This window comes from Brevundimonas sp. Root1279, from assembly GCF_001425945.1.
GTDB lineage: Bacteria > Pseudomonadota > Alphaproteobacteria > Caulobacterales > Caulobacteraceae > Brevundimonas.
The window spans coordinates 477253-494796 of sequence record NZ_LMEB01000004.1; the positions used below are offsets into that span (position 1 = coordinate 477253).

Genomic DNA, 17544 nt, shown 5'->3' on the forward strand with positions numbered 1-17544 from the left:
GAGGCGGCCTTCTGAGGAGTATGTGGTTCCGACGCCTCAGGGTTCAAGCGTGACGGGAGCGAGCCGATCCGTTCCATCCACAGGGGTCCGAACCGGATGATCTCCCGGCTGGTTCCCGCCAGCACACACGGATCGTGCGGAAGCGCCCTCTAGGCCGCCCGCCGGCGCCTGACGCCCCTGTGGCCCGGACGCATCAGCCCGGCGCGATCGCATTGTCCAGCACCGCGGCCAGGCTTCGGGTCTGCGCCAGGCCGCCGGCAAGGCTCAGATGCGTACGGTCGAGGTACCAGGGTCCCTCCTCGCCCCGCGTCCGACACAGGACGCCGTCGCAGAACACCGGCCAGGGCCTGAAAAGGCTCACGCCGGGCTCGGACTCCGCGATACGCGCCAGACGGGCGTCCAGATCCCGCGCCGCGGCGGCGTTGGCGGGCACGGCGCGGTCGCAACGGAATGGATCAAGGTGAAGGAAGGCGCGCTGTGCATGGCAATGCGCCGGGGCGAAGCCATAGTCAGGCGTAACGCCCAACAGCACGATGCGCGGCCCGGGCCCGACGGCCGCGCGGACAGCCCGGACGCTCGCCTCGATATCGGCCGCCAACTGCGGAGCCGCACGTTCCGGATCATCTGCGCCGGCCCGCGCCCAGGTCCACCCGCCGCCCATGATTATCACTTTCGCGTGGGGCGCGCGTCCCCACTCGGCGAGAGCGGCCTGGTTGAAGGCTTTGCAGGCGCGCGGCGCGAAGCCGGTCGAGAAGCGCAACAACGGCGGACAGCCCGAATGGGTCGCCTGGCGCACGGCCAGGCCGCGCTGCTCCGCCCAGGCGCGGACGGCGGGGGTCAGGTGGGCCGCATGGGAGTCCCCCCAGACGATGACGTCCGCCGTTCGCCCCGGCGAGGTCGTGCAGGGCGCAGCGGGCGGCAGCCGGCCGTCTTCCGCGTTACAGTCGGCCTGATAGGGGCGCGGCGCAGTCAGGGCGGCGGCCTCCGCGGTCAGCTGTGGGTCCGCGCGACCCGGCAGGCCGTCCGTGCGGCTCAACCAGACCGAGGCCAGGCCCAGGGCCGCGACCAGCACCAGCGCGGACAGCTCGCTGCGGGGTTCGCGAAGGCCGCGGCGGATCGGCCGCTCGACCCAGCGATGGGTGACGCTGCCGAGGGCCACGGCCGCCACCAGGACGGCTGTCAGCTCGGGCGTGGTCAGCGGGCGCGCCACCAGGCTGCGTGGCAGGGCCAACAGCGGCCAGAGCCACAGATAGGTCGGCAGGGCTATCGCGCCGCAGGACACCAGCCAGCGCGGCGCCGCGATCCGGTCGATCTCCGCGCCCAACGCCACGGCCAGGAAGGCGCCGAGCAGGAAGGGCCAAGCCCGCGCCGGGGCGAGATAGAAGGCATACGGCTCACGCCCGCCGAAGGTCAGCCACAGGTCGAGCGCGAGTGAAACGACCGCCCCGGCGAAGGCCAGCAGGGCCAGGGCCCGGTCCCGCCCTCGCAAGGTGACGACGGCCAGGGACCACAGGAAGGCCAGTTGCGCAGCCACGCCCAGAATCCAGCCGTGCAGCAGCAGTTCGTCGCGGACCGCCGGATCGTAGCCGCCTTGCTCCATCAGCACGACGCCGCTGAAGCCGGTCAGGGTCCAGCCGGCCAGCCGCGCCTCGCGCGCCAGGGCGTCGGGCGGCAGCATGAACAGACCGAGGCCGAGGATCGCTGCGACGACCAAGGCAAGCGACGGCAGCCCCCAGCGAAGGGCGTCGCTCCAAACGTCGCCCAGTCCGCCCCATCCCGATCCGCCCCGCCCGAGTCCGCCCTGCCCGACTCCGCCCTGCCCCGCCAGGATCCGTCGCGTCAGGGCGTAGCCGGCGACCAGAAGGGCGAGGTCAAAGCCTCCGGCGGCCCAGGACATCGGGCCCGGCGCGACATGGAAGGCGATCAGCAGGAGGGCGGCGACACCCAGAACGGAAAGGGCCGCCCGCCATCGCTGGCGAGCGGCCCCTTGTTCGGTGTCAGGCGCGATCCGCATCAGCGCCCGGCGTCAAGCATCAGGCGGCGCCGTCGGCGGCCTTCTTCTTGGTTTCGGCGTAGATCAGCAGCGGCTGAGCCTTGCCTTCGATGACCTCGGCGTTGACGACCACCTCCTCGACGCCCTCGAAGGTCGGCAGCTCGAACATGGTCTCGAGCAGGATGCCTTCCAGGATCGAGCGCAGGCCGCGCGCGCCGGTCTTGCGGGTGATCGCCTTCTTGGCGACGGCGGTCAGCGCGTCGTCGGTGAAGGTCAGGTCGACGTTCTCCATCTCGAACAGGCGCTTGTACTGCTTGACCAGCGCGTTCTTCGGCTCGGTCAGGATGGTGACCAGGGCGGTCTCGTCGAGATCCTCCAGGGTCGCCAGAACCGGCAGACGGCCGATGAACTCGGGGATCAGGCCGAAGCGCATCAGGTCGTCCGGCTCGACGTCCTTGAGGATGTCGCCCGTACGGCGCTCGTCGATCTCCTTGACCTTGGCGCCGAAGCCGATCGAGGCCCCGTCGCCGCGGGCCGAGATGACCTTCTCGAGGCCGGCGAAGGCGCCGCCCACGATGAACAGTATGTTGGCGGTGTCGACCTGCAGGAACTCCTGCTGCGGGTGCTTGCGGCCGCCCTGCGGGGGCACGGAGGCGACGGTGCCTTCCATGATCTTCAGCAGGGCCTGCTGCACGCCTTCGCCCGAGACGTCGCGGGTGATCGACGGGTTGTCCGACTTGCGCGAAATCTTGTCGATTTCGTCGATGTAGACGATGCCGCGCTGGGCCCGCTCGACGTTGTAGTCCGAGGCCTGGAGCAGCTTGAGGATGATGTTCTCGACGTCTTCACCGACGTAACCGGCTTCGGTCAGGGTCGTGGCGTCGGCCATGGTGAAGGGCACGTCGATGATGCGCGCCAGCGTCTGGGCCAGAAGCGTCTTGCCCGAGCCGGTCGGCCCGATGAGCATGATGTTCGACTTGGCCAGTTCGACGTCGTTGTTCTTCGTCGCGTGGTTCAGGCGCTTGTAGTGGTTATGCACCGCAACGGAGAGCACCTTCTTGGCGTGGCTCTGACCGATCACGTAGTCGTCCAGGACCTCGCGGATCTCCTTCGGGCTCGGGACGCCGTCCTTGGCCTTGGAGAACGAGATTTTGTGCTCTTCACGGATGATATCCATGCAGAGCTCGACGCACTCATCGCAGATGAACACGGTCGGCCCGGCGATAAGCTTGCGCACCTCGTGCTGGCTCTTCCCGCAGAACGAGCAGTAGAGCGTGCTTTTGGCGTCTGTGCCGGCGGCTTTGGTCATCGACCCTTCTCACTCCCGCGATCAGCCCCGATATGAGGCGAAACGCGCTTCCTTCGCGTTGATTCCCAAACTGTGGGCGCAAAGGTCTTCAAAAATTGACAATCACCCATCCCAGCGCCCGCCACAACCCCGACCAAGCGCGGCAGAGGACAGAAGCGGACGGTTCACTGTTGATAGCGATCGCGGCGAATGTCTGACATGGGGGCCGAACACGCATTTCGCCAGTCCGTTCAATCCGGTGCGCCGATCGTCGCCTTCGACTTCGACGGCACCCTGACGATCCGGGACAGTTTCACCGAGTTCCTGCGCTGGCGGGCCGGAGCCGGCGGCTGGGCGCTCGGCCTGGTCAAACTGGCCCCCGCAGTCGCCGTCTACGCCCGCGATCGCGACCGCGGGCGCATCAAGGCCGCCTCGGTGAAGGAGTTCCTTAAGGGCGCTCCCCGCGCCGAGCTCGAATCCGAGGCCGAGGCTTTCGCCGACGCCGTCTGGAGCCAGTTCATGCGCCCCGACGCCCTGAAGGTCTGGAACGACTGGGGCGCGAAGGGCGCGCACCGCGTGATCGTCACCGCCAGCCCGGAGACCACGGTCGCCCCGTTCGCCCGCCGCCTCGGCGCCGCCGCCCTGCTGGGGACCCAGCTGGTGTTCGACGGCGACGACCGCGTCACCGGCGCCTTCGCCACCGCCAACTGCCGCGGCGAGGAGAAGGTGCGCCGCCTCAAGGCGGCCTATGGCGACGATGTCCAGCTGGCTGCCGCCTACGGCGACACCTCCGGCGACACCGAGATGATCGCCATCGCCCAGGAGAAGGGCTTTCGGGTCTTCAAGGAACGCCCCTGAGGAGTCACCGCCCCTCGGCGTCGACGTCGAATTCCACGTGACGGCCCCGCGAGGTCGGCTCCCAGCCGGCCTCGATCGCCGCCGCGACGGCGTTGCGGACGTAGTCGAGATTGACCAACTGCTTGTTGGTGTCGACCCGCCCGTTTGGGAGCAGTGGCGGCGGGAACTGCACGATCGCCTCACGCTTGAAGCCGTCCAGCCGAAGGGTCAGGGCCAGGCCCTGCCATGTGCGTCCGGTCGGCCGCGGCTGGCGTCGGAGGTCCCAGTGATAGATTTCGCCGTCGACCTCGACGGTCCCGCTCGTGTCGCGTGTGGGCTGCATGGCGTCCTGATAGCACAAACGAAAAAGGGCGCACCGTCAGGCGCGCCCTCTCCGTCAGAATGTCCCGGACTCAGGCGCCCGGCGTCTTCACGCCGTCCTCGTCGGCCTGTTCGCGGCGATCGTAGACGTGATCGACGATGCCCCAGGCCTTGGACTCTTCCGCGCTCATGAAGTGGTCGCGGTCGAGGGTCTTCTCGACTTCCTCATAGGTCCGGCCGGTGTGGTGGACGTAGATCTCGTTGAGGCGGCGCTTGGTGTAGCGGATGTCCTCGGCGTGGCGCTCGATGTCCGAGGCCTGGCCGCGGAAGCCGCCCGAGGGTTGGTGCACCATGATGCGGGCGTTCGGCAGGGCCACGCGCTGGCCGGCGGCGCCGGCGGCGAGGATCAGCGAACCGGCCGAGGCGGCCATGCCCATGCACACTGTCGAAACCGGCGAGCGGATGTATTGCATGGTGTCGTAGATCGCGAGCGCCGAGGTCACCTGACCGCCGGGGCTGTTGATGTACATGCTGATTTCCTTCTTCGGGTTCTCCGATTCAAGGAACAGCAGCTGGGCGCAAATCAGCGAGGCCATGCCGTCCTCGAAGGGGCCCGTCAGGAAGATGATCCGCTCGCGCAGCAGGCGCGAGAAGATGTCGAAAGCCCGCTCGCCCCGGCTGGACTGCTCCACCACCATGGGGACGAGGTTCATGTTCATCAGTTCGATCGGATCGCGCATTCAGGCCTTCTCGGATGCTTTCGGCGGCGACTCAGACGTCGCCTGCCTGTTGAACAGGATATCGCGTCACCAACCGGTTGACGCAAGGCGCGCGCGTGAAAGCGTCGTCAGGGATTCGCCGACGCCCGCGAATTCCCCCTATCGCGGCGCTTCACGCGCGGGCCGGCTCCGGGCCATGCCCCGCGCCACCTCGCGCTGCTGGGCGGTGACGCTGGTCTGGTCGAGGTCCGCGCTGTAGAGCGCGGTCAGATAGGCCCTGTCCCAATCCGTCAGCCCAGGATTTCCCGCCGGGTCCTCGAACAGATTGAGGATGGTGTGGAAGGATCGGGTGTCGGCGTGGGGGTCGACCTGGGCCAGCGAGACCATGGCGACATAATCCGCTAGCTGGCCCAACCCGATCCCATGCGCCCGCGCGGCGTCGACGATGATCACCGCGCCCTGCAGGTCGTTCTGTATCTGGGTTCTCAGCCGCGAGGCCTGGAAGGTGCGGATCACGGGTGGGTCATATCCGGGCAGGCGGGTGGCGGCCTCTCCGGTCTCGGAATCGACAGGCAGGCTGAGGAGCCACCAGCGGACCGCGTTCTCATTGCTTTGGAACTCGGCCAGGTCGCGGCGACTCTGGTTCACTCCGCTGGCTCCGGTATCGAAATACCGCGGGCGCGCCTCGACCAAGGCTCGGGCCAGCGCCTGTCCGTCGGAGGTGGCGACGATCATGACGTTCGCCCGGCAGCCCGGCTCGCCCGGCTCCAGCCCCACCTGCATCGCGATGTAGGAGACGCGGTCGATCAGAGGCTGCGCGACCTCCGGACGCAGGTTCGCCGTCCCGATGCAGACCTTTCTGTCCCAGCGCGCGGGGCCCTGGCTTCCAACCGGATCCGCCACCGCGTCAACGAAACGCCGCGCCACCTCGTCCTCGCTCAGCCCATTGACCATCACGTCGGGAAGCGTGGCCTCCACGGGAGGCTGCTGGGCCGCCGGGGGCTGTTGGCCCGCGGGCGGCGTCTGCTGCGCGGCCAGCAGGAGAGCGGCCACCGCGCCGGTGAAAGGGGACATCGACCACCTCCCTGATGCCGCCCATACGGCGGCCCGGAACCCGTCGACTATAGGCCCGTCCGGGACGCACCACCATGCCGGTATCCGGACGCACTCGACAACGTGAGAGCGCGCCGCGCCCGGGTGGCGTGACGGTCAGGGCGTCGGCGTTGGCGCCGCTTCGGGCCGCTCTTCATGGGACCGGGTCTGCTCCTCGACCAATCCGCGCACGATCTCCCGCGCCTGTTGATCGGGATTCAGGAGGTTGCGCGGCGCGTCGTAGAGGGCGTGCAGATAGTCGAGGTCCCAATCGGTCAGCCCGGCCATCTGTTCTTCGGCAGTGAACAGGTTCAGCACGCTCGGCCAGCTGGAGACGTCGGCGGTCGCATCGATCTGGGCCAGCGCCACCAGGGCCACATAGTCGCTGAGCCCGTCGAACCGGACCTCGTCCATCCTTGATGCGTCCAGAATGACGATCGCCCGAACCAGGTCGTCGCGAACATTGCTGCTCAGATGCGAGGCCTCGCGCACGCGCAGCTGCGGGGCCTCCTCATCCTTCAGTCGGATGGCGATTTCCCCGGTGTCCGCGCCGACTGGAAGGCTGACGAGCCACCACCGCACCGGCGCATCCGTCGACTGGAACTGTTCCAGGGCCCGGCTGCCCAGATCGGTATGGTTCAGCGCGGGGCGGAATCCGAAGCGGTCTTCCTCGACCATCCCTCGAGCCAGGGAGTCGGGTTCGTTCTCGGCCACGATCAGGATGTTGGGCCGGCATCCCGGCTCGCCGACCTCGAGACCCAGCTCGATGGCGATGGCCGAGACGCGATCGATCATGAACTGCGCATAGGGCCGCTTCAGGTTGGCGACGCCCACGCAGACCGCTCGATCCCACCGGGCCAGGCCTCGCCCAGGCGGGGCGGCGACCACCTCTTCGACGAACCGGGCCGCCCGGTTGACGATCGACCGTTGTCCCACCGCGTCGACCGCGCCGAGGTCCACCTCGCCGCCGGCGGTCGCCGGCGGCGTCTGGGGCGGAGTCTGCGGTTCAGGCTGATCAGAAAGCTGCGGGGCAGCCAAAAGCGCGAGGGCCGACAACAAGGCTGGCGCTGACATCACGATTCCTCCCGTAAACGATGAACCGCCGTCGGAGACTATACTCTCCGCCCGAACTCACGGTCGGTCAACGACGACTCCAAAAAGCAAAGCCCCCGCCCGGAGACCGGACGGGGGCGAAGCCTTGAAGCTGGGAAACTTAGAAGCCGATCAGGCTTCGTCTTCTTCCTTGAGCAGCTCTTCCTTGGTGATCGGCGCGTCCTTCACCTCGGCGGTGTTGAAGATCAGTTCGCAGACCTTCTCTTCGTAGATCGGGGCGCGCATCTGGGCGGCGGCGTTCGGGTTCTGGCGATAGAAGTCCAGCACCTGGCGCTCCTGGCCCGGGTAGTTGCGGGCCTCGGCCATGATCGCCTGGTTCAGCTCCTGGTCGGTGACCTGGACGTTGTTGGCACGACCGATCTCGGCGAGCACCAGACCCAGGCGCACGCGGCGCTCGGCGATCTTCTGGTACTCTTCCTTGAGCTTCTTCTCGGACTTCTTGGCGTCCTCTTCCGGCAGGCGGCCGGCGTCCTTGTCGGCCTGCACCTGGCTCCAGATGCCGTCAAACTCGGCTTCCACCATCTTCGGCGGCAGCGGGAAGTCGTGGGCCTTGTCCAGGGCGTCCAGCAGGGCGCGCTTCAGTTTGAAGCGGGCGGCGCCGGTGTACTGCTGGTTCAGGTTGGCGCGGAGCAGCTCCTTGAGCTTGTCCAGCGACTCCAGGCCGATGCGCTTGGCGAAGTCTTCGTCCACCTTGGCGGCGACTTCGGCCTTGATGGCCTTGACGGTGATGTCGAAGGTCGCGGCTTTGCCGGCCAGGTGCTTGGCCTGGTATTCTTCCGGGAAGGTGACCTCGATGGTCTTCTCTTCGCCGACCTTGGCGCCCTTCAGCTGCTCTTCGAAGCCCGGGATGAAGCGACCCGAACCGATCACCAGCTGGGCGTCGGTGGCGGCGCCGCCCTCGAAGGGCTCGCCGTCCAGCTTGCCGAGGAAGTCGATGGTCAGCTCGTCGCCTTCAGCGGCCTTGACCGTCTTGCCCTTCTTGTCCTCGTACGACTTGGCCTGGCCGGCCAGCTCGTTGAGGGCTTCGTCCAGATCGGCGTCGGTGGCCTCGTAGGTCGGGCGCTCCAGCTTGATCTTCTTGATGTCGGTCGGGGTGAAGTCCGGCATGACTTCCAGCGACATTTCGTAGGCCAGGTCGTCCTGACCGGCGATGACCTTCTCCATGTCCGAGGTCAGCTTCATCTCGGCCGGAGCGGCCGGACGCAGCTTGGCCTCGTCGAGGGCCTTCTGGCTGGTCTCGTTGATCGCCGTGTTGATGATTTCGCCCATCAGGTCGCGGCCGTAGGTCTTCTTGACGTGCGAGGTCGGGACCTTGCCGGGACGGAAGCCCTTCAGCTTCATCTGCGGCGCGACTTCCTTCAGCTTCGCGTCCAGCTTCTGGTTCAGCTCGGCGGCGGGGATGGTCACCGCGATCACGCGGCTCAGACCTTCGTTGGACTTTTCGACGACTTGCATGGCCGGGATATCTGACGCTCTGGGGCGGCGCCCCGCGGGAGGCGCTGCGCGATGTGGGTAAAGCAACAAGGGCCGCCAAGCCATTTCAGCGAGGCGGCGCCTTTGAAGCCCGCCCTTATGTCGATCACGGCCCCAAAGGTCAACGTGAGCCGCAGCGGTTTCGGCCGCGAGGCTGCGCGGCTATCTATCGAGGATGAGCGAGTCCCCTCCCCCGATCGGCGTCGCCGTCTTCCCCGTGACGCCCCTGCAGCAGAACTGCACCCTGGTCTGGTGCCGGAAGACCCGGAAGGCGGCGATCATCGATCCCGGCGCGTCAGTCGACGGCCTGATCGCCGCGACGGCCAAGCAGGGCCTGACCCTGGACGCCATCTGGATCACCCATGGCCACCTCGATCACGCCGGCGGCGCGGCCGAGATGCAGGAGAAAACCGGGCTGGAGATCATCGGCCCCCACGAGGCCGACCAGTTCTGGATCGACGGCATTCCCCAACAGGGCCAGATGTACGGCATGCCGGGCGTCCGTAGCTTCACCCCCAGCCGCTGGCTGACCGACGGCGACACGGTGACTCTGGGCGAAACGACCTGGGAGGTGATTCACTGCCCAGGCCACACGCCCGGACATGTGATCTTCTTCAATCGCGAGGCCCGCTTCGCCCAGGTCGGCGACGTGCTGTTCCAGGGCTCGATCGGTCGCACCGATTTCCCGATGAGCGACCACGGCGCGCTGCTCAACGCCATTACGAACAAGCTCTGGCCGCTGGGCGACGACGTCACCTTCGTGCCAGGCCATGGCCCCAGCTCGACCTTCGGGGCCGAGCGGCGCAGCAATCCGTTCGTCTCGGACGCGGCCATGACCCGGGCGCCGATTCCGCGGCCGGCGTCCGGGCCGTCCTAGGCCTCAGCGAGACATCAGCAGGCCGATGACCAGGCCGATTCCGAGAGCGTAGAGGGTCGCGCGCATCGGCTCGTCCTCGATCGAACGACGCAGCCGCACGGCGCGCGCCCGGCCCCATGCGCGGGCGGCGACGGCGTCGTCGCGCACCGCCTCATGCAGCGGACGGGGCCCGATGTTCCGCTCCTCGCCATCCACCAGAATGGTGTCCGCGGCGCGATCCAGGCGGGCCGACGGCAGGTCGGTCGGCTCGTCGATGTCATCCGGCGTCGGGGTCGTCTGGAGGGTGTCGGACATGGTGCGTTCCTGTGATGAGGGAGGTCGGCATGAGGAAGTCTCCCGCCCCCGAGGCGGTTCCAGCGCGGCTCAATCGTGATTGAACGGCCCGCGCTCCGACGGCGTTCGACCGATGGAAGGAGCCTGCCATGACCTATATCGAGCCCACGCCGCCCGGGACCCCGCAGCCGGAGATCCAGCCCCCCGATACGCCTGGGCCCGATCTCGATCCCTCGGCGGTTCCGGACGAGATGCCGCCCCTCGAACCGGGCGGCGGCGGCGACGGCGACTCACGTCCGCATGACGGCGATCGCCGGCCGGTTCCGTGAAAACCCCTGATTCGCTCGCGTTTGTGTGAGGCGCCCTTCGGAACCGCAAGGCCTCCGGGCGGTTCACCATTCAACCTCGACCGTCACCACGAAAGGATATCCCGATGGCTTTGAACACGCCCACCCGGGCTTCCGGCGTGTCCAAGCGGGGCTTCGCCTCCATGGACCCGGAACGGCAACGTGAGATCGCCCGCAAGGGCGGGGCCAGCGTACCCAGCGAAAAGCGCAGCTTCTCGCAGGATCGCAGCCTGGCCGCACAGGCCGGCCGCAAGGGCGGCGAGGCCTCCCACGGGTCGCGCAGCAAGGAGCCGCGCACCCCGACCGGCTGATGCCGCCTTAAACAAAAAGAGACTGCGACAGGGCGACGCCGCAAGGCGTCGCCCTTGCTCGTTCAGGCCTCGAGCAGGGCCAGGGCGACCGATGGCGCAGAGCCGGCCTCGAAGGCGGCCACCGTCCAGCCCGCAGCCGCGGCAAGTTCGCGCACCGAGCCTTCAGTGAATTTGCGCGAGTTCTCGGTGTGGACCGTCTCTCCCTTGCGGAAGCGAATGACGCGGCCGTCGATCGTGACTTCCGTGTCGCGCAGAGCCTCCAGATGCATCTCCATCCGCGAGGCGGCCGCGTTCCAGCGCGCACGATGCGCAAAGGCGTCGATATCGAAACCGGCCTCCAGCTCCCGATTGGCGCGGACCAGCAGGTTGCGGTTGAAGGCCGCCGTCACGCCCTGGGCGTCATCATAAGCGGCGACCAAGATGCCTTCCGGCTTCACCAGGTCGACACCCAGGATGAACAGGGCGTCGTCGCCCAGCAGCGCCCGGGCGGCGCGCAGGAAGGCTTCGGCCTCGGTCGGCTCCAGGTTGCCGATCGTCGACCCCGGGAAGAAGCCCATCCGCCGCCCCTCGCCGATGCCGGCCGGGAGTGCGGCCAGGTGCAGGAAGTCGCCGACCAGGGGCGCGACCTTCAGACCGTGGTAGCTCTCGTCGATCCGTTGGGCGGCGGCGTCCAGAGCGTCGGCGCTGATGTCGATCGGCACATAGGCGGCCAGGTCGGGTGCGGCGTCGAGCACGATGCGGGTCTTCTCGCTGGCGCCCGAGCCGAACTCGACCAGCACCGCGCCCGGGCCGAACCGCTTGGCCCAATCCGGCGCCACACGGCGCAGCAACGCCGCCTCCTGCCGGGTCGGATAATATTCCGGCAGGCGCGTGATCTCCTCGAACAGGCGCGAGCCCTCGGCGTCGTAGAACCATTTGGGCGACGCCGTCTTCGGCTCCTGGCTCAGGCCGGCGAGCAGATCGCGGCGGAAGCGGGCGGTCTCGCCCTCCTGGCTGGCCCGGGCGGCCGGTGTGGTCACGTCTGAAGCCAGTCTCACGCCCATGAACGCCCACCTTTGGTGCGGATAGAAGAAGTTCCGGTAGGTCAAACGCGCATGACCCTCGGGGGTGGCGAAGGAAGACCCGCGCAGCACCATCTGATTGGCCATGAACTTGCCGTTGTACTCCGAGGCCGTGCCCTCGGTTGGCCGGAAGCCGCGGTAGGGCGCATACCCGCTGGCGGTCCATTGCCAGACCTCGCCGAAGGGGTTCGAGAAGGCCTCCGGGAGACTGCGAACCGCATGCTCCCACTCGGCCTCGGTTGGCAGGCGGCGACCGGCCCAACGGGCGTAGGCCTCGGCCTCGTAGAAACTGACGTGGCGGACCGGCGCCTGCCAATCAACCGGACATCGGCCGGTCAGACCCATGACCGTCCACCCTCCCCCGTCCTGTCGCCAGTACAACGGCGCGGTCCAGGCGTTGGCCTGCACCGCCGCCCAGCCGTCCGACAGCCAGAGCTCGGGCCGCGCATAGGCCCCGTCCTCGATGAAGGCGATCCACTCGCCGTTGGTCACCAGGTCGTGGTCGAGGCGGTAGGCATCCAACCACACACGATGCGCCGGCCCCTCGTTGTCGAAGGCGAAGCCCTCGCCGTCATGGCCGATGCGGACCAGACCGCCCTCAAAGCGCGCGGAGCCGCCGACGGGCGCATCCGCCGCCGCCGCTCGCGGCTCCACGGCGTAGGCCGCCGGCTCCAGCGGCGAGCGGGACATTAGGTTCAGCAAGTCCATCAGGAACAACTCCTGGTGCTGCTGGTCGTGATGCAGGCCCAGGGTGAACAGGTAAGCCTGCCGACCTGCGGGCGGCCCATCGGCCAGCCAGGCCTCCATCCGCCGGTCGATCTCGGCCCGATAGGCGAGAACCTCATCCAGCGCCGGCCGGGTCATCAGCCCGCGCTCGGGGCGTTCGACCCGCTCGCCGAGACTTTCGTAGTAGCTGTTGAACAGAACCTGGTAGCGCGGGTCGACGGGCTGATAGCCGGGCGTCTCGCCCAGGATCATGGCCTCGAAGAACCAGCTGGTATGCGCCAGATGCCACTTGCCGGGGCTGCAATCGGCCATCGACTGGGCCGCCAGATCTTCGGCGCTGAGGCCCTCGGCCAGTGCGGGCATGGCGGCCCGGATGCGGCGGTAGTGCTCCAGCCGAGGGTCGGCGGAGGCCGCGGCCCTGTTCGATGCGGTCATGCGGACGGCCCCTCGTCGCGATCCGTTTCCGGAATTACGCAAAACGGACCCAGTTTGGCTTTGTTCCTGCCGACAACCGCGGGTTCATCGGAACAGTCGGGGGGAGCAGGCGTTGTCATCCCACGTCGCCGCCTTCCGGCGATCCACCTGCCGCCCCAAGAGCCTGTCCGCATGACGCTGCCGAGCGCGCCGTTCGAGGTACCTGACGCCGCCTCCGAACCTGAGCGAGATGCTCCGGCCGGCATTGTGGATCGGCACTGCTGGCGCGAGGCGGTGACCCGCAAGATCCCCTCCCTGCGCGCTTTCGCCTGGTCACTGTCACGCAACAGCGCCGACGCCGACGACCTGGTGCAGGAGACCCTGACCAAGGCCTGGACCTACCGCGACCGGTTCGAGGCCGGGACCAACCTCAGGGCGTGGCTGTTCACGATCCTGCGGAACTCCTGGTACTCGTCCGTGGCCAAGCGCAGCCGCGAGATCGCCGATGAAGAGGGTCGCCACGCAGCGCGCCTGACGGCCGAGGGCAGCCAGGAATGGACCGTCGAGCTGCACGCGCTGAAGGTCGCCCTGGACGATCTGCCGCCGGAGCATCGCGAGGCCATCGTCATGGTCGGGGCGGCCGGCCTGTCCTACGAGGAGGCAGCCGAGATCGCAGGCTGCGCCCTGGGGACCATCAAGAGCCGCGTAAACCGCGCCCGTAATCGTCTCGCCGAAGCGATGGACATGCCACGCGGCGCGTACTGAGGTCAGGACCGGGGTTCCCCGGCGTCCTCCGGTTCTCCAGCCAATTTGTCGATCAGGGCGTCGATGACATCCGGCACCGGCTGGGCCTCGATGTGCCGGAACGCGTCCTGCAGGACATCGTCGACCGACGCCTTAGGCGTGAGTTTGCGCGCTTGGGTCATCGGTGTTCCTGTCGCCCCCCGACAGACCGACCCCTTAAATTACGGGATCGACTTGGCTTCGCCGTATCAGAGAGACCGGATCGCGTCCAGAACGGCGTCGACCGCGTCCTCGGTCGTCGCCCAGGAGCAGACGAACCGAACCGAGCCGTCATCGAAGCGGTAGCAGGCCCAGCCCGCCTCGTTCAGGCGCTGGTGAGCGATGGGCGGCATGCGCACGAAGACGGCGTTGGCCTCCACCGGATGGGCGAGGACGAAGTTGGTGCCGGTCTCGATACCCTCCGCCAGGCGCTGGGCCATGCGGTTGGCGTGGGCGGCGCCGTCCTCCCAAGCGTTGCTCTCCAGCAGACCCAGGAAGGGCGCAGCCAGGAAGCGAGCCTTGGACGCCGTCTGTCCCGCCTGTTTCAACCGGTTGTCGATGCGACGCGCCAGCGACTTGTCGAACATCACGATGGCCTCGGCGCAATTGGCCCCGGCCTTGGCCCCGCCGAACACCAGCAGGTCCACGCCCAGCCGCGCGATCTGCGTCAGGTCGAAACCGGCCGCCGCCGCATTGGCCAGCCGCGCCCCGTCCAGATGCACGCCATAGCCCTTCAGCTTCACCGGCTCGATCAGATGGCGCAATTCCTCCTCGGTGTAGACCGTTCCGTACTCGGTCGACTGGGTCAGGCTGAGGGCGGCGGGCGGCTGGCGATGGCCGACCTCGGGTTCCTCCAGCGCCTCGCGCAGAGACAGGGGATCGATCTTGCCGGAAAAGCCCGGCAGGCCGACCAGGCCGACACCCTGCCCGAAATAGCCGGGCGCGCCGGTCTCGTCGGTGCAGACGTGGGCGGCGTGGTGCGCCAGCACCGCCTCGTGCGGCCAGGCCAGCATGGACAGGCAGATGGCGTTGGCCGCGGTACCCGAGAAGACGAAGCGGATCTCGGCGTCGGCGTCGAGGCGGCGGCGAATCTGGTCGGCGGCCCGCGTCGTGACGTCGTCCGCACCATAGGCGCGCGCATAGCCGTCATTGGCGTCGACGATCGCCTGCAGCGCCGCCGGCGCCATCCCGGCGGTGTTATCGGATCCGAAATCGTAACGCATGGCCTAGTCCGCGGCAGCCGGCGCAATGGTCCCGGCCTGGAAGGTGTTGGGAAGCACGACGCCGGCCCGGTCGAGGGCCCGCTTCGCAGCCAGGATCACCTCAGGCTTGGCTGCGCCGTAATCTGACGTCTTCACCCATGCGTGCAAGGTGATCTCGATGACATTGTCCTTGAAGGCGGTGATTTCCGCCGTCGGCGCCGGATCGGCCAGTACATCCTCCACGCCGGCGGCGGTCTTGATCAGCACGGTGAAGGCCTTGTCCAGGTCGGTGTCGTAGCGGACGTTGAAGGCCGCATCGATGCGTCGGCGACGATAGGCCGTCCGCGTGACGATGAAGTCGCTCAGGATCTTGCTGTTGGGCGCGGTCACCCGTCGGTTGTCGAAGGTGGCGATCTCGGTGATGAACAGGTCGAGCCGCTTCACCACGCCCTGGAACGGCCCGATCTCGACCTGGTCGCCGACCCGATAGGGCCGCAGGATCAACAGCAGGACGCCCGCCGCCACGTTCGACAGCGCGCCCTGCAGCGCGAGGCCGACCGCCAGGGAGGCGGCGCCTAGGACGGCGATGATCGAGGTGGTCTGAACGCCGAGACGCTGAAGCACCGCGATCAGGCCGATGATCAGGATGGTCCACCGGACCACCGCGCCGAGGAAGCCCGGCAGCGTGGCGTCGTTACGGTTCGACTTGAGCCGTCCCAGCGCCCGCACGACGATCTGCGACAACCAGCGCGACGCCACCCAGGCGGCGATCAGGATCAGCGCGGCGACGACCAGATTCACGGCGAGGTCGCCGAGCATGTCGATCAGCTTGGCCGCCAGGACGGCGTCGTAGCGAAGGTCGGGAACGGCGAGTTTGCCCGCGAGCGTGGTCGAGTCTGAAATCATGAGCCGGGTCTAACGCCTGATCGGCGGATTGGAACCCCGAAGCTCAGCCGATCGCCCGCGACAGACGGCCGCCGCCGCTCTCGATCGCGTCCAGCAGGTCCATCACATCGCCGATGGTGTTGGCCTCTCGCGCCGGCTTGTCCCAGCGGATGCGGCTGACGCGCGGGAAACGCATGGCGACGCCCGACTTGTGCCGCGTCGAACGGTTCAGCCCTTCGAAGGCGATCTCCAGCACCAGGCCGAAGTCCCGCTCGGCCCGCACCGATCGCACCGGCCCGAACCGCTCGATGGTGTGATCGCGCACGAACTTGTCGAGTTGCTTCAACTCCTCGTCGGTGAAGCCGAAATAGGCTTTCCCTACCGGGGTCAGCGCCCCCTCCTCCGTCCAGACGCCGAAGGTGTAGTCGGAATAGAAGCTCGATCGCTTCCCGTGTCCCCGCTGGGCGTACATCAGCACCGCATCGATGACGTGCGGATCGCGCTTCCACTTGAACCACGGCCCCTTCGGCCGCCCGGCCAGGTAGGGGCTGTCCCAGCGCTTCAACATCAGCCCCTCGGCCGCCGCCCCGACGGGCGGGTCCGCACGCAGGCGCGCCAGCTCGTCCCAGTCGGCGTAGGGCACCACAGGCGACAGATGAAGTCGCTCCCCGCCTCCGCCCTCGACCAGCGCCACCAGTCGTCGCCGCCGCTCGACCAGCGGCAGCGCGCGCAGGTCCTCGCCGGACTCGGCCAGCAAATCATAGGCGACGATCGCCGCGGGATGGGCGGCCATCATCTTCGCGTCGACCGTCTTGCGGTTCAGCCGCTGCTGCAGGTCGCCGAAGGGCGCCACCGCCCCATCTCGCCAGACCACCAATTCGCCATCCACCGCGCCCTCGAAGGCCAAGCCCTCCATCACGTCGGGAAAGGCGCCCGAAATCTCGTCGCCGGTGCGGGAGTACAGCCGCGCCGTCCCGCCTTCGCGCACCCCCTGCACGCGAATGCCGTCCCACTTCCATTCGGCGGCGTAGTCGGCGGGGTCCAGCTTGTCGAAGTCGACGGCCTCGTCGATGGCCACGGCCAGCATGACCGGCCGGAAGCGCCCGGGCGCGTCGGCGCTGGGCCGCTCTCCCCGCCCCTCGAGCCAGGCGAACAGGTCCGCATAGGGGGGCGTCAGCGCGTGCCACAGCTCCTCGATGTCGGAGGCGTCGACGGGCTCCAGCGGCGTGACGGCCTCGCCGCCCTCGGGATCAGGCGGCTCGGTGACGGCCGCCGGGCGGATCATCGCCGCCGCCGTCTTGGCCAGTCGCGCCGACAGGCCGACGCGCAGGCCCCCGGTCATCAGCTTGAGCAGGGCCCAACGGCCCTTGGGCTCCAGGGCGTCGAGCCAGCCTTCCAGCAGGGCCGCCACCTGTCCTCGCCCGGCCGTACGCAGCGCCTCGACGACTTCGGCCAGCTCGGGTTCGCGGTTGGGGCGGTGATCCGGATCGCGCGGCCAGATCAGGGCCACCGTCTCGGCCAGATCGCCGACATAGTCGTAGGACCAGCCGAACAGGATCGGATCGATCCGCGCCTCGACGGCCTTGCGGATCATCGCCGGCTTGGCGGCGTCGAACGTCAGGTCCCCGGTCAGCGCCGCCAGGGCCCATCCCCGGTCCGGGTCCGGGGTCGAGCGCAGATAGTCGCGCAGCAGCACCAGCTTGGCGTTGCGCGAGGCCGTCAGGGACAGGCGATCCAGCAGTTCGGCGAAGGCGCGCATGGAAACCCAAGGTGGAACAGGCCCTGCAAACGCGCAAACGCCCCCGAGGTCTCCCTCGGGGGCGCGCACG

18 protein-coding genes are annotated in these 17544 nt (G+C 68.2%); 5 read left to right on the forward strand and 13 right to left on the reverse strand.

Annotated elements, in window-relative coordinates; translation table 11 throughout:
• Positions 1-193 precede the first annotated feature (193 nt).
• Together ASC65_RS05070 and clpX are read right to left on the reverse strand one after the other, a co-directional pair.
• Entirely contained in the window at positions 194-2014 is a 1821-nt protein-coding gene (locus ASC65_RS05070; protein ID WP_056450090.1) for an SGNH hydrolase domain-containing protein, read from the reverse strand.
• Positions 2015-2033: 19 nt separating this feature from the next.
• Entirely contained in the window at positions 2034-3302 is a 1269-nt protein-coding gene (gene clpX / locus ASC65_RS05075) for an ATP-dependent Clp protease ATP-binding subunit ClpX (RefSeq protein WP_056450092.1), read from the reverse strand.
• A gap of 189 nt (positions 3303-3491) precedes the next feature.
• Here clpX and ASC65_RS05080 point away from each other — a divergent pair, with 189 nt between their 5' ends.
• Positions 3492-4139, forward strand: a complete 648-nt coding sequence (locus ASC65_RS05080; RefSeq protein WP_056450095.1) for an HAD-IB family hydrolase — start codon at positions 3492-3494, stop codon at positions 4137-4139.
• A gap of 4 nt (positions 4140-4143) precedes the next feature.
• Here ASC65_RS05080 and ASC65_RS05085 read toward each other — a convergent pair whose 3' ends face one another.
• From ASC65_RS05085 to tig, 5 genes are all read right to left on the reverse strand, one after another.
• Positions 4144-4461, reverse strand: a complete 318-nt coding sequence (locus ASC65_RS05085; protein WP_056450481.1) for a hypothetical protein — start codon at positions 4459-4461, stop codon at positions 4144-4146.
• Positions 4462-4531: 70 nt separating this feature from the next.
• On the reverse strand, positions 4532-5179 hold the full coding sequence (locus tag ASC65_RS05090) for an ATP-dependent Clp protease proteolytic subunit (protein WP_056450097.1): 648 nt from the start codon (positions 5177-5179) through the stop codon (positions 4532-4534).
• A 138-nt stretch (positions 5180-5317) separates the two neighbouring features.
• A complete protein-coding gene (locus tag ASC65_RS05095) occupies positions 5318-6232 on the reverse strand; it encodes a hypothetical protein (RefSeq protein WP_056450099.1) in 915 nt (304 codons plus the stop codon).
• Positions 6233-6367: 135 nt separating this feature from the next.
• Positions 6368-7324, reverse strand: a complete 957-nt coding sequence (locus ASC65_RS05100; protein ID WP_156459554.1) for a hypothetical protein — start codon at positions 7322-7324, stop codon at positions 6368-6370.
• Between the two features lie 150 nt (positions 7325-7474).
• On the reverse strand, positions 7475-8818 hold the full coding sequence (gene tig / locus ASC65_RS05105; RefSeq protein WP_056450104.1) for a trigger factor: 1344 nt from the start codon (positions 8816-8818) through the stop codon (positions 7475-7477).
• A gap of 193 nt (positions 8819-9011) precedes the next feature.
• On the opposite strand from tig, the gene ASC65_RS05110 reads away from it, so the two are divergent.
• Complete coding sequence (locus ASC65_RS05110; RefSeq protein ID WP_056450106.1) at positions 9012-9713, forward strand: MBL fold metallo-hydrolase; 702 nt, start codon at positions 9012-9014, stop codon at positions 9711-9713.
• A gap of 3 nt (positions 9714-9716) precedes the next feature.
• Here the strand turns inward: ASC65_RS05110 and ASC65_RS05115 are convergent, their stop codons facing one another.
• Positions 9717-10007 (reverse strand): DUF883 C-terminal domain-containing protein, encoded by a 291-nt coding sequence (locus ASC65_RS05115; protein ID WP_056450108.1) that lies wholly within the window; start codon positions 10005-10007, stop codon positions 9717-9719.
• A gap of 128 nt (positions 10008-10135) precedes the next feature.
• Between ASC65_RS05115 and ASC65_RS05120 the strand changes: the two genes are divergently transcribed.
• Together ASC65_RS05120 and ASC65_RS05125 are read left to right on the forward strand one after the other, a co-directional pair.
• Positions 10136-10315 carry a hypothetical protein gene (locus tag ASC65_RS05120; protein WP_056450110.1) on the forward strand — a complete coding sequence of 60 codons (180 nt, stop codon included), beginning with the start codon at positions 10136-10138 and terminating at the stop codon, positions 10313-10315.
• A 104-nt stretch (positions 10316-10419) separates the two neighbouring features.
• Complete coding sequence (locus ASC65_RS05125) at positions 10420-10644, forward strand: general stress protein (protein ID WP_056450111.1); 225 nt, start codon at positions 10420-10422, stop codon at positions 10642-10644.
• A 62-nt stretch (positions 10645-10706) separates the two neighbouring features.
• Here the strand turns inward: ASC65_RS05125 and egtB are convergent, their stop codons facing one another.
• Positions 10707-12866: an ergothioneine biosynthesis protein EgtB gene (gene egtB / locus ASC65_RS05130; protein WP_056450113.1), complete on the reverse strand. Its 2160-nt coding sequence runs from the start codon at positions 12864-12866 to the stop codon at positions 10707-10709.
• Positions 12867-13037: 171 nt separating this feature from the next.
• Here egtB and ASC65_RS05135 point away from each other — a divergent pair, with 171 nt between their 5' ends.
• A complete protein-coding gene (locus ASC65_RS05135) occupies positions 13038-13610 on the forward strand; it encodes a sigma-70 family RNA polymerase sigma factor (RefSeq protein ID WP_082525869.1) in 573 nt (190 codons plus the stop codon).
• Positions 13611-13612: 2 nt separating this feature from the next.
• Here the strand turns inward: ASC65_RS05135 and ASC65_RS17105 are convergent, their stop codons facing one another.
• The 4 genes from ASC65_RS17105 to ASC65_RS05150 all read right to left on the reverse strand — a co-directional run bounded on the left by ASC65_RS17105 (position 13613) and on the right by ASC65_RS05150 (position 17474).
• Positions 13613-13771, reverse strand: a complete 159-nt coding sequence (locus tag ASC65_RS17105; RefSeq protein WP_156459555.1) for a hypothetical protein — start codon at positions 13769-13771, stop codon at positions 13613-13615.
• Positions 13772-13837: 66 nt separating this feature from the next.
• Positions 13838-14851, reverse strand: coding sequence for a threonine aldolase family protein (locus ASC65_RS05140; RefSeq protein WP_056450116.1), 1014 nt, complete (start codon positions 14849-14851; stop codon positions 13838-13840).
• A 3-nt stretch (positions 14852-14854) separates the two neighbouring features.
• Positions 14855-15736 carry a mechanosensitive ion channel family protein gene (locus tag ASC65_RS05145; RefSeq protein WP_056450118.1) on the reverse strand — a complete coding sequence of 294 codons (882 nt, stop codon included), beginning with the start codon at positions 15734-15736 and terminating at the stop codon, positions 14855-14857.
• A gap of 43 nt (positions 15737-15779) precedes the next feature.
• The gene (locus ASC65_RS05150; protein ID WP_056450120.1) at positions 15780-17474 is read right to left on the reverse strand and encodes a cisplatin damage response ATP-dependent DNA ligase; all 1695 of its coding nucleotides are present in this window, start codon (positions 17472-17474) and stop codon (positions 15780-15782) included.
• Positions 17475-17544: the final 70 nt, after the last annotated feature.

Coding starts and splice junctions, on each gene's coding strand:
- ASC65_RS05140 (WP_056450116.1), bottom strand. CDS start 14,851: ATGCGTTACGATTTCGGATCCGATAACACCGCCGGGATGGCGCCGGCG.
- ASC65_RS05080 (WP_056450095.1), top strand. CDS start 3,492: ATGTCTGACATGGGGGCCGAACACGCATTTCGCCAGTCCGTTCAATCC.
- ASC65_RS17105 (WP_156459555.1), bottom strand. CDS start 13,771: ATGACCCAAGCGCGCAAACTCACGCCTAAGGCGTCGGTCGACGATGTC.
- ASC65_RS05095 (WP_056450099.1), bottom strand. CDS start 6,232: ATGTCCCCTTTCACCGGCGCGGTGGCCGCTCTCCTGCTGGCCGCGCAG.
- clpX (WP_056450092.1), bottom strand. CDS start 3,302: ATGACCAAAGCCGCCGGCACAGACGCCAAAAGCACGCTCTACTGCTCG.
- ASC65_RS05100 (WP_156459554.1), bottom strand. CDS start 7,324: ATGTCAGCGCCAGCCTTGTTGTCGGCCCTCGCGCTTTTGGCTGCCCCG.
- ASC65_RS05120 (WP_056450110.1), top strand. CDS start 10,136: ATGACCTATATCGAGCCCACGCCGCCCGGGACCCCGCAGCCGGAGATC.
- ASC65_RS05085 (WP_056450481.1), bottom strand. CDS start 4,461: ATGCAGCCCACACGCGACACGAGCGGGACCGTCGAGGTCGACGGCGAA.
- ASC65_RS05115 (WP_056450108.1), bottom strand. CDS start 10,007: ATGTCCGACACCCTCCAGACGACCCCGACGCCGGATGACATCGACGAG.
- ASC65_RS05135 (WP_082525869.1), top strand. CDS start 13,038: ATGACGCTGCCGAGCGCGCCGTTCGAGGTACCTGACGCCGCCTCCGAA.
- ASC65_RS05125 (WP_056450111.1), top strand. CDS start 10,420: ATGGCTTTGAACACGCCCACCCGGGCTTCCGGCGTGTCCAAGCGGGGC.
- ASC65_RS05110 (WP_056450106.1), top strand. CDS start 9,012: ATGAGCGAGTCCCCTCCCCCGATCGGCGTCGCCGTCTTCCCCGTGACG.
- ASC65_RS05070 (WP_056450090.1), bottom strand. CDS start 2,014: ATGCGGATCGCGCCTGACACCGAACAAGGGGCCGCTCGCCAGCGATGG.
- ASC65_RS05150 (WP_056450120.1), bottom strand. CDS start 17,474: ATGCGCGCCTTCGCCGAACTGCTGGATCGCCTGTCCCTGACGGCCTCG.
- tig (WP_056450104.1), bottom strand. CDS start 8,818: ATGCAAGTCGTCGAAAAGTCCAACGAAGGTCTGAGCCGCGTGATCGCG.
- ASC65_RS05090 (WP_056450097.1), bottom strand. CDS start 5,179: ATGCGCGATCCGATCGAACTGATGAACATGAACCTCGTCCCCATGGTG.
- egtB (WP_056450113.1), bottom strand. CDS start 12,866: ATGACCGCATCGAACAGGGCCGCGGCCTCCGCCGACCCTCGGCTGGAG.
- ASC65_RS05145 (WP_056450118.1), bottom strand. CDS start 15,736: ATGATTTCAGACTCGACCACGCTCGCGGGCAAACTCGCCGTTCCCGAC.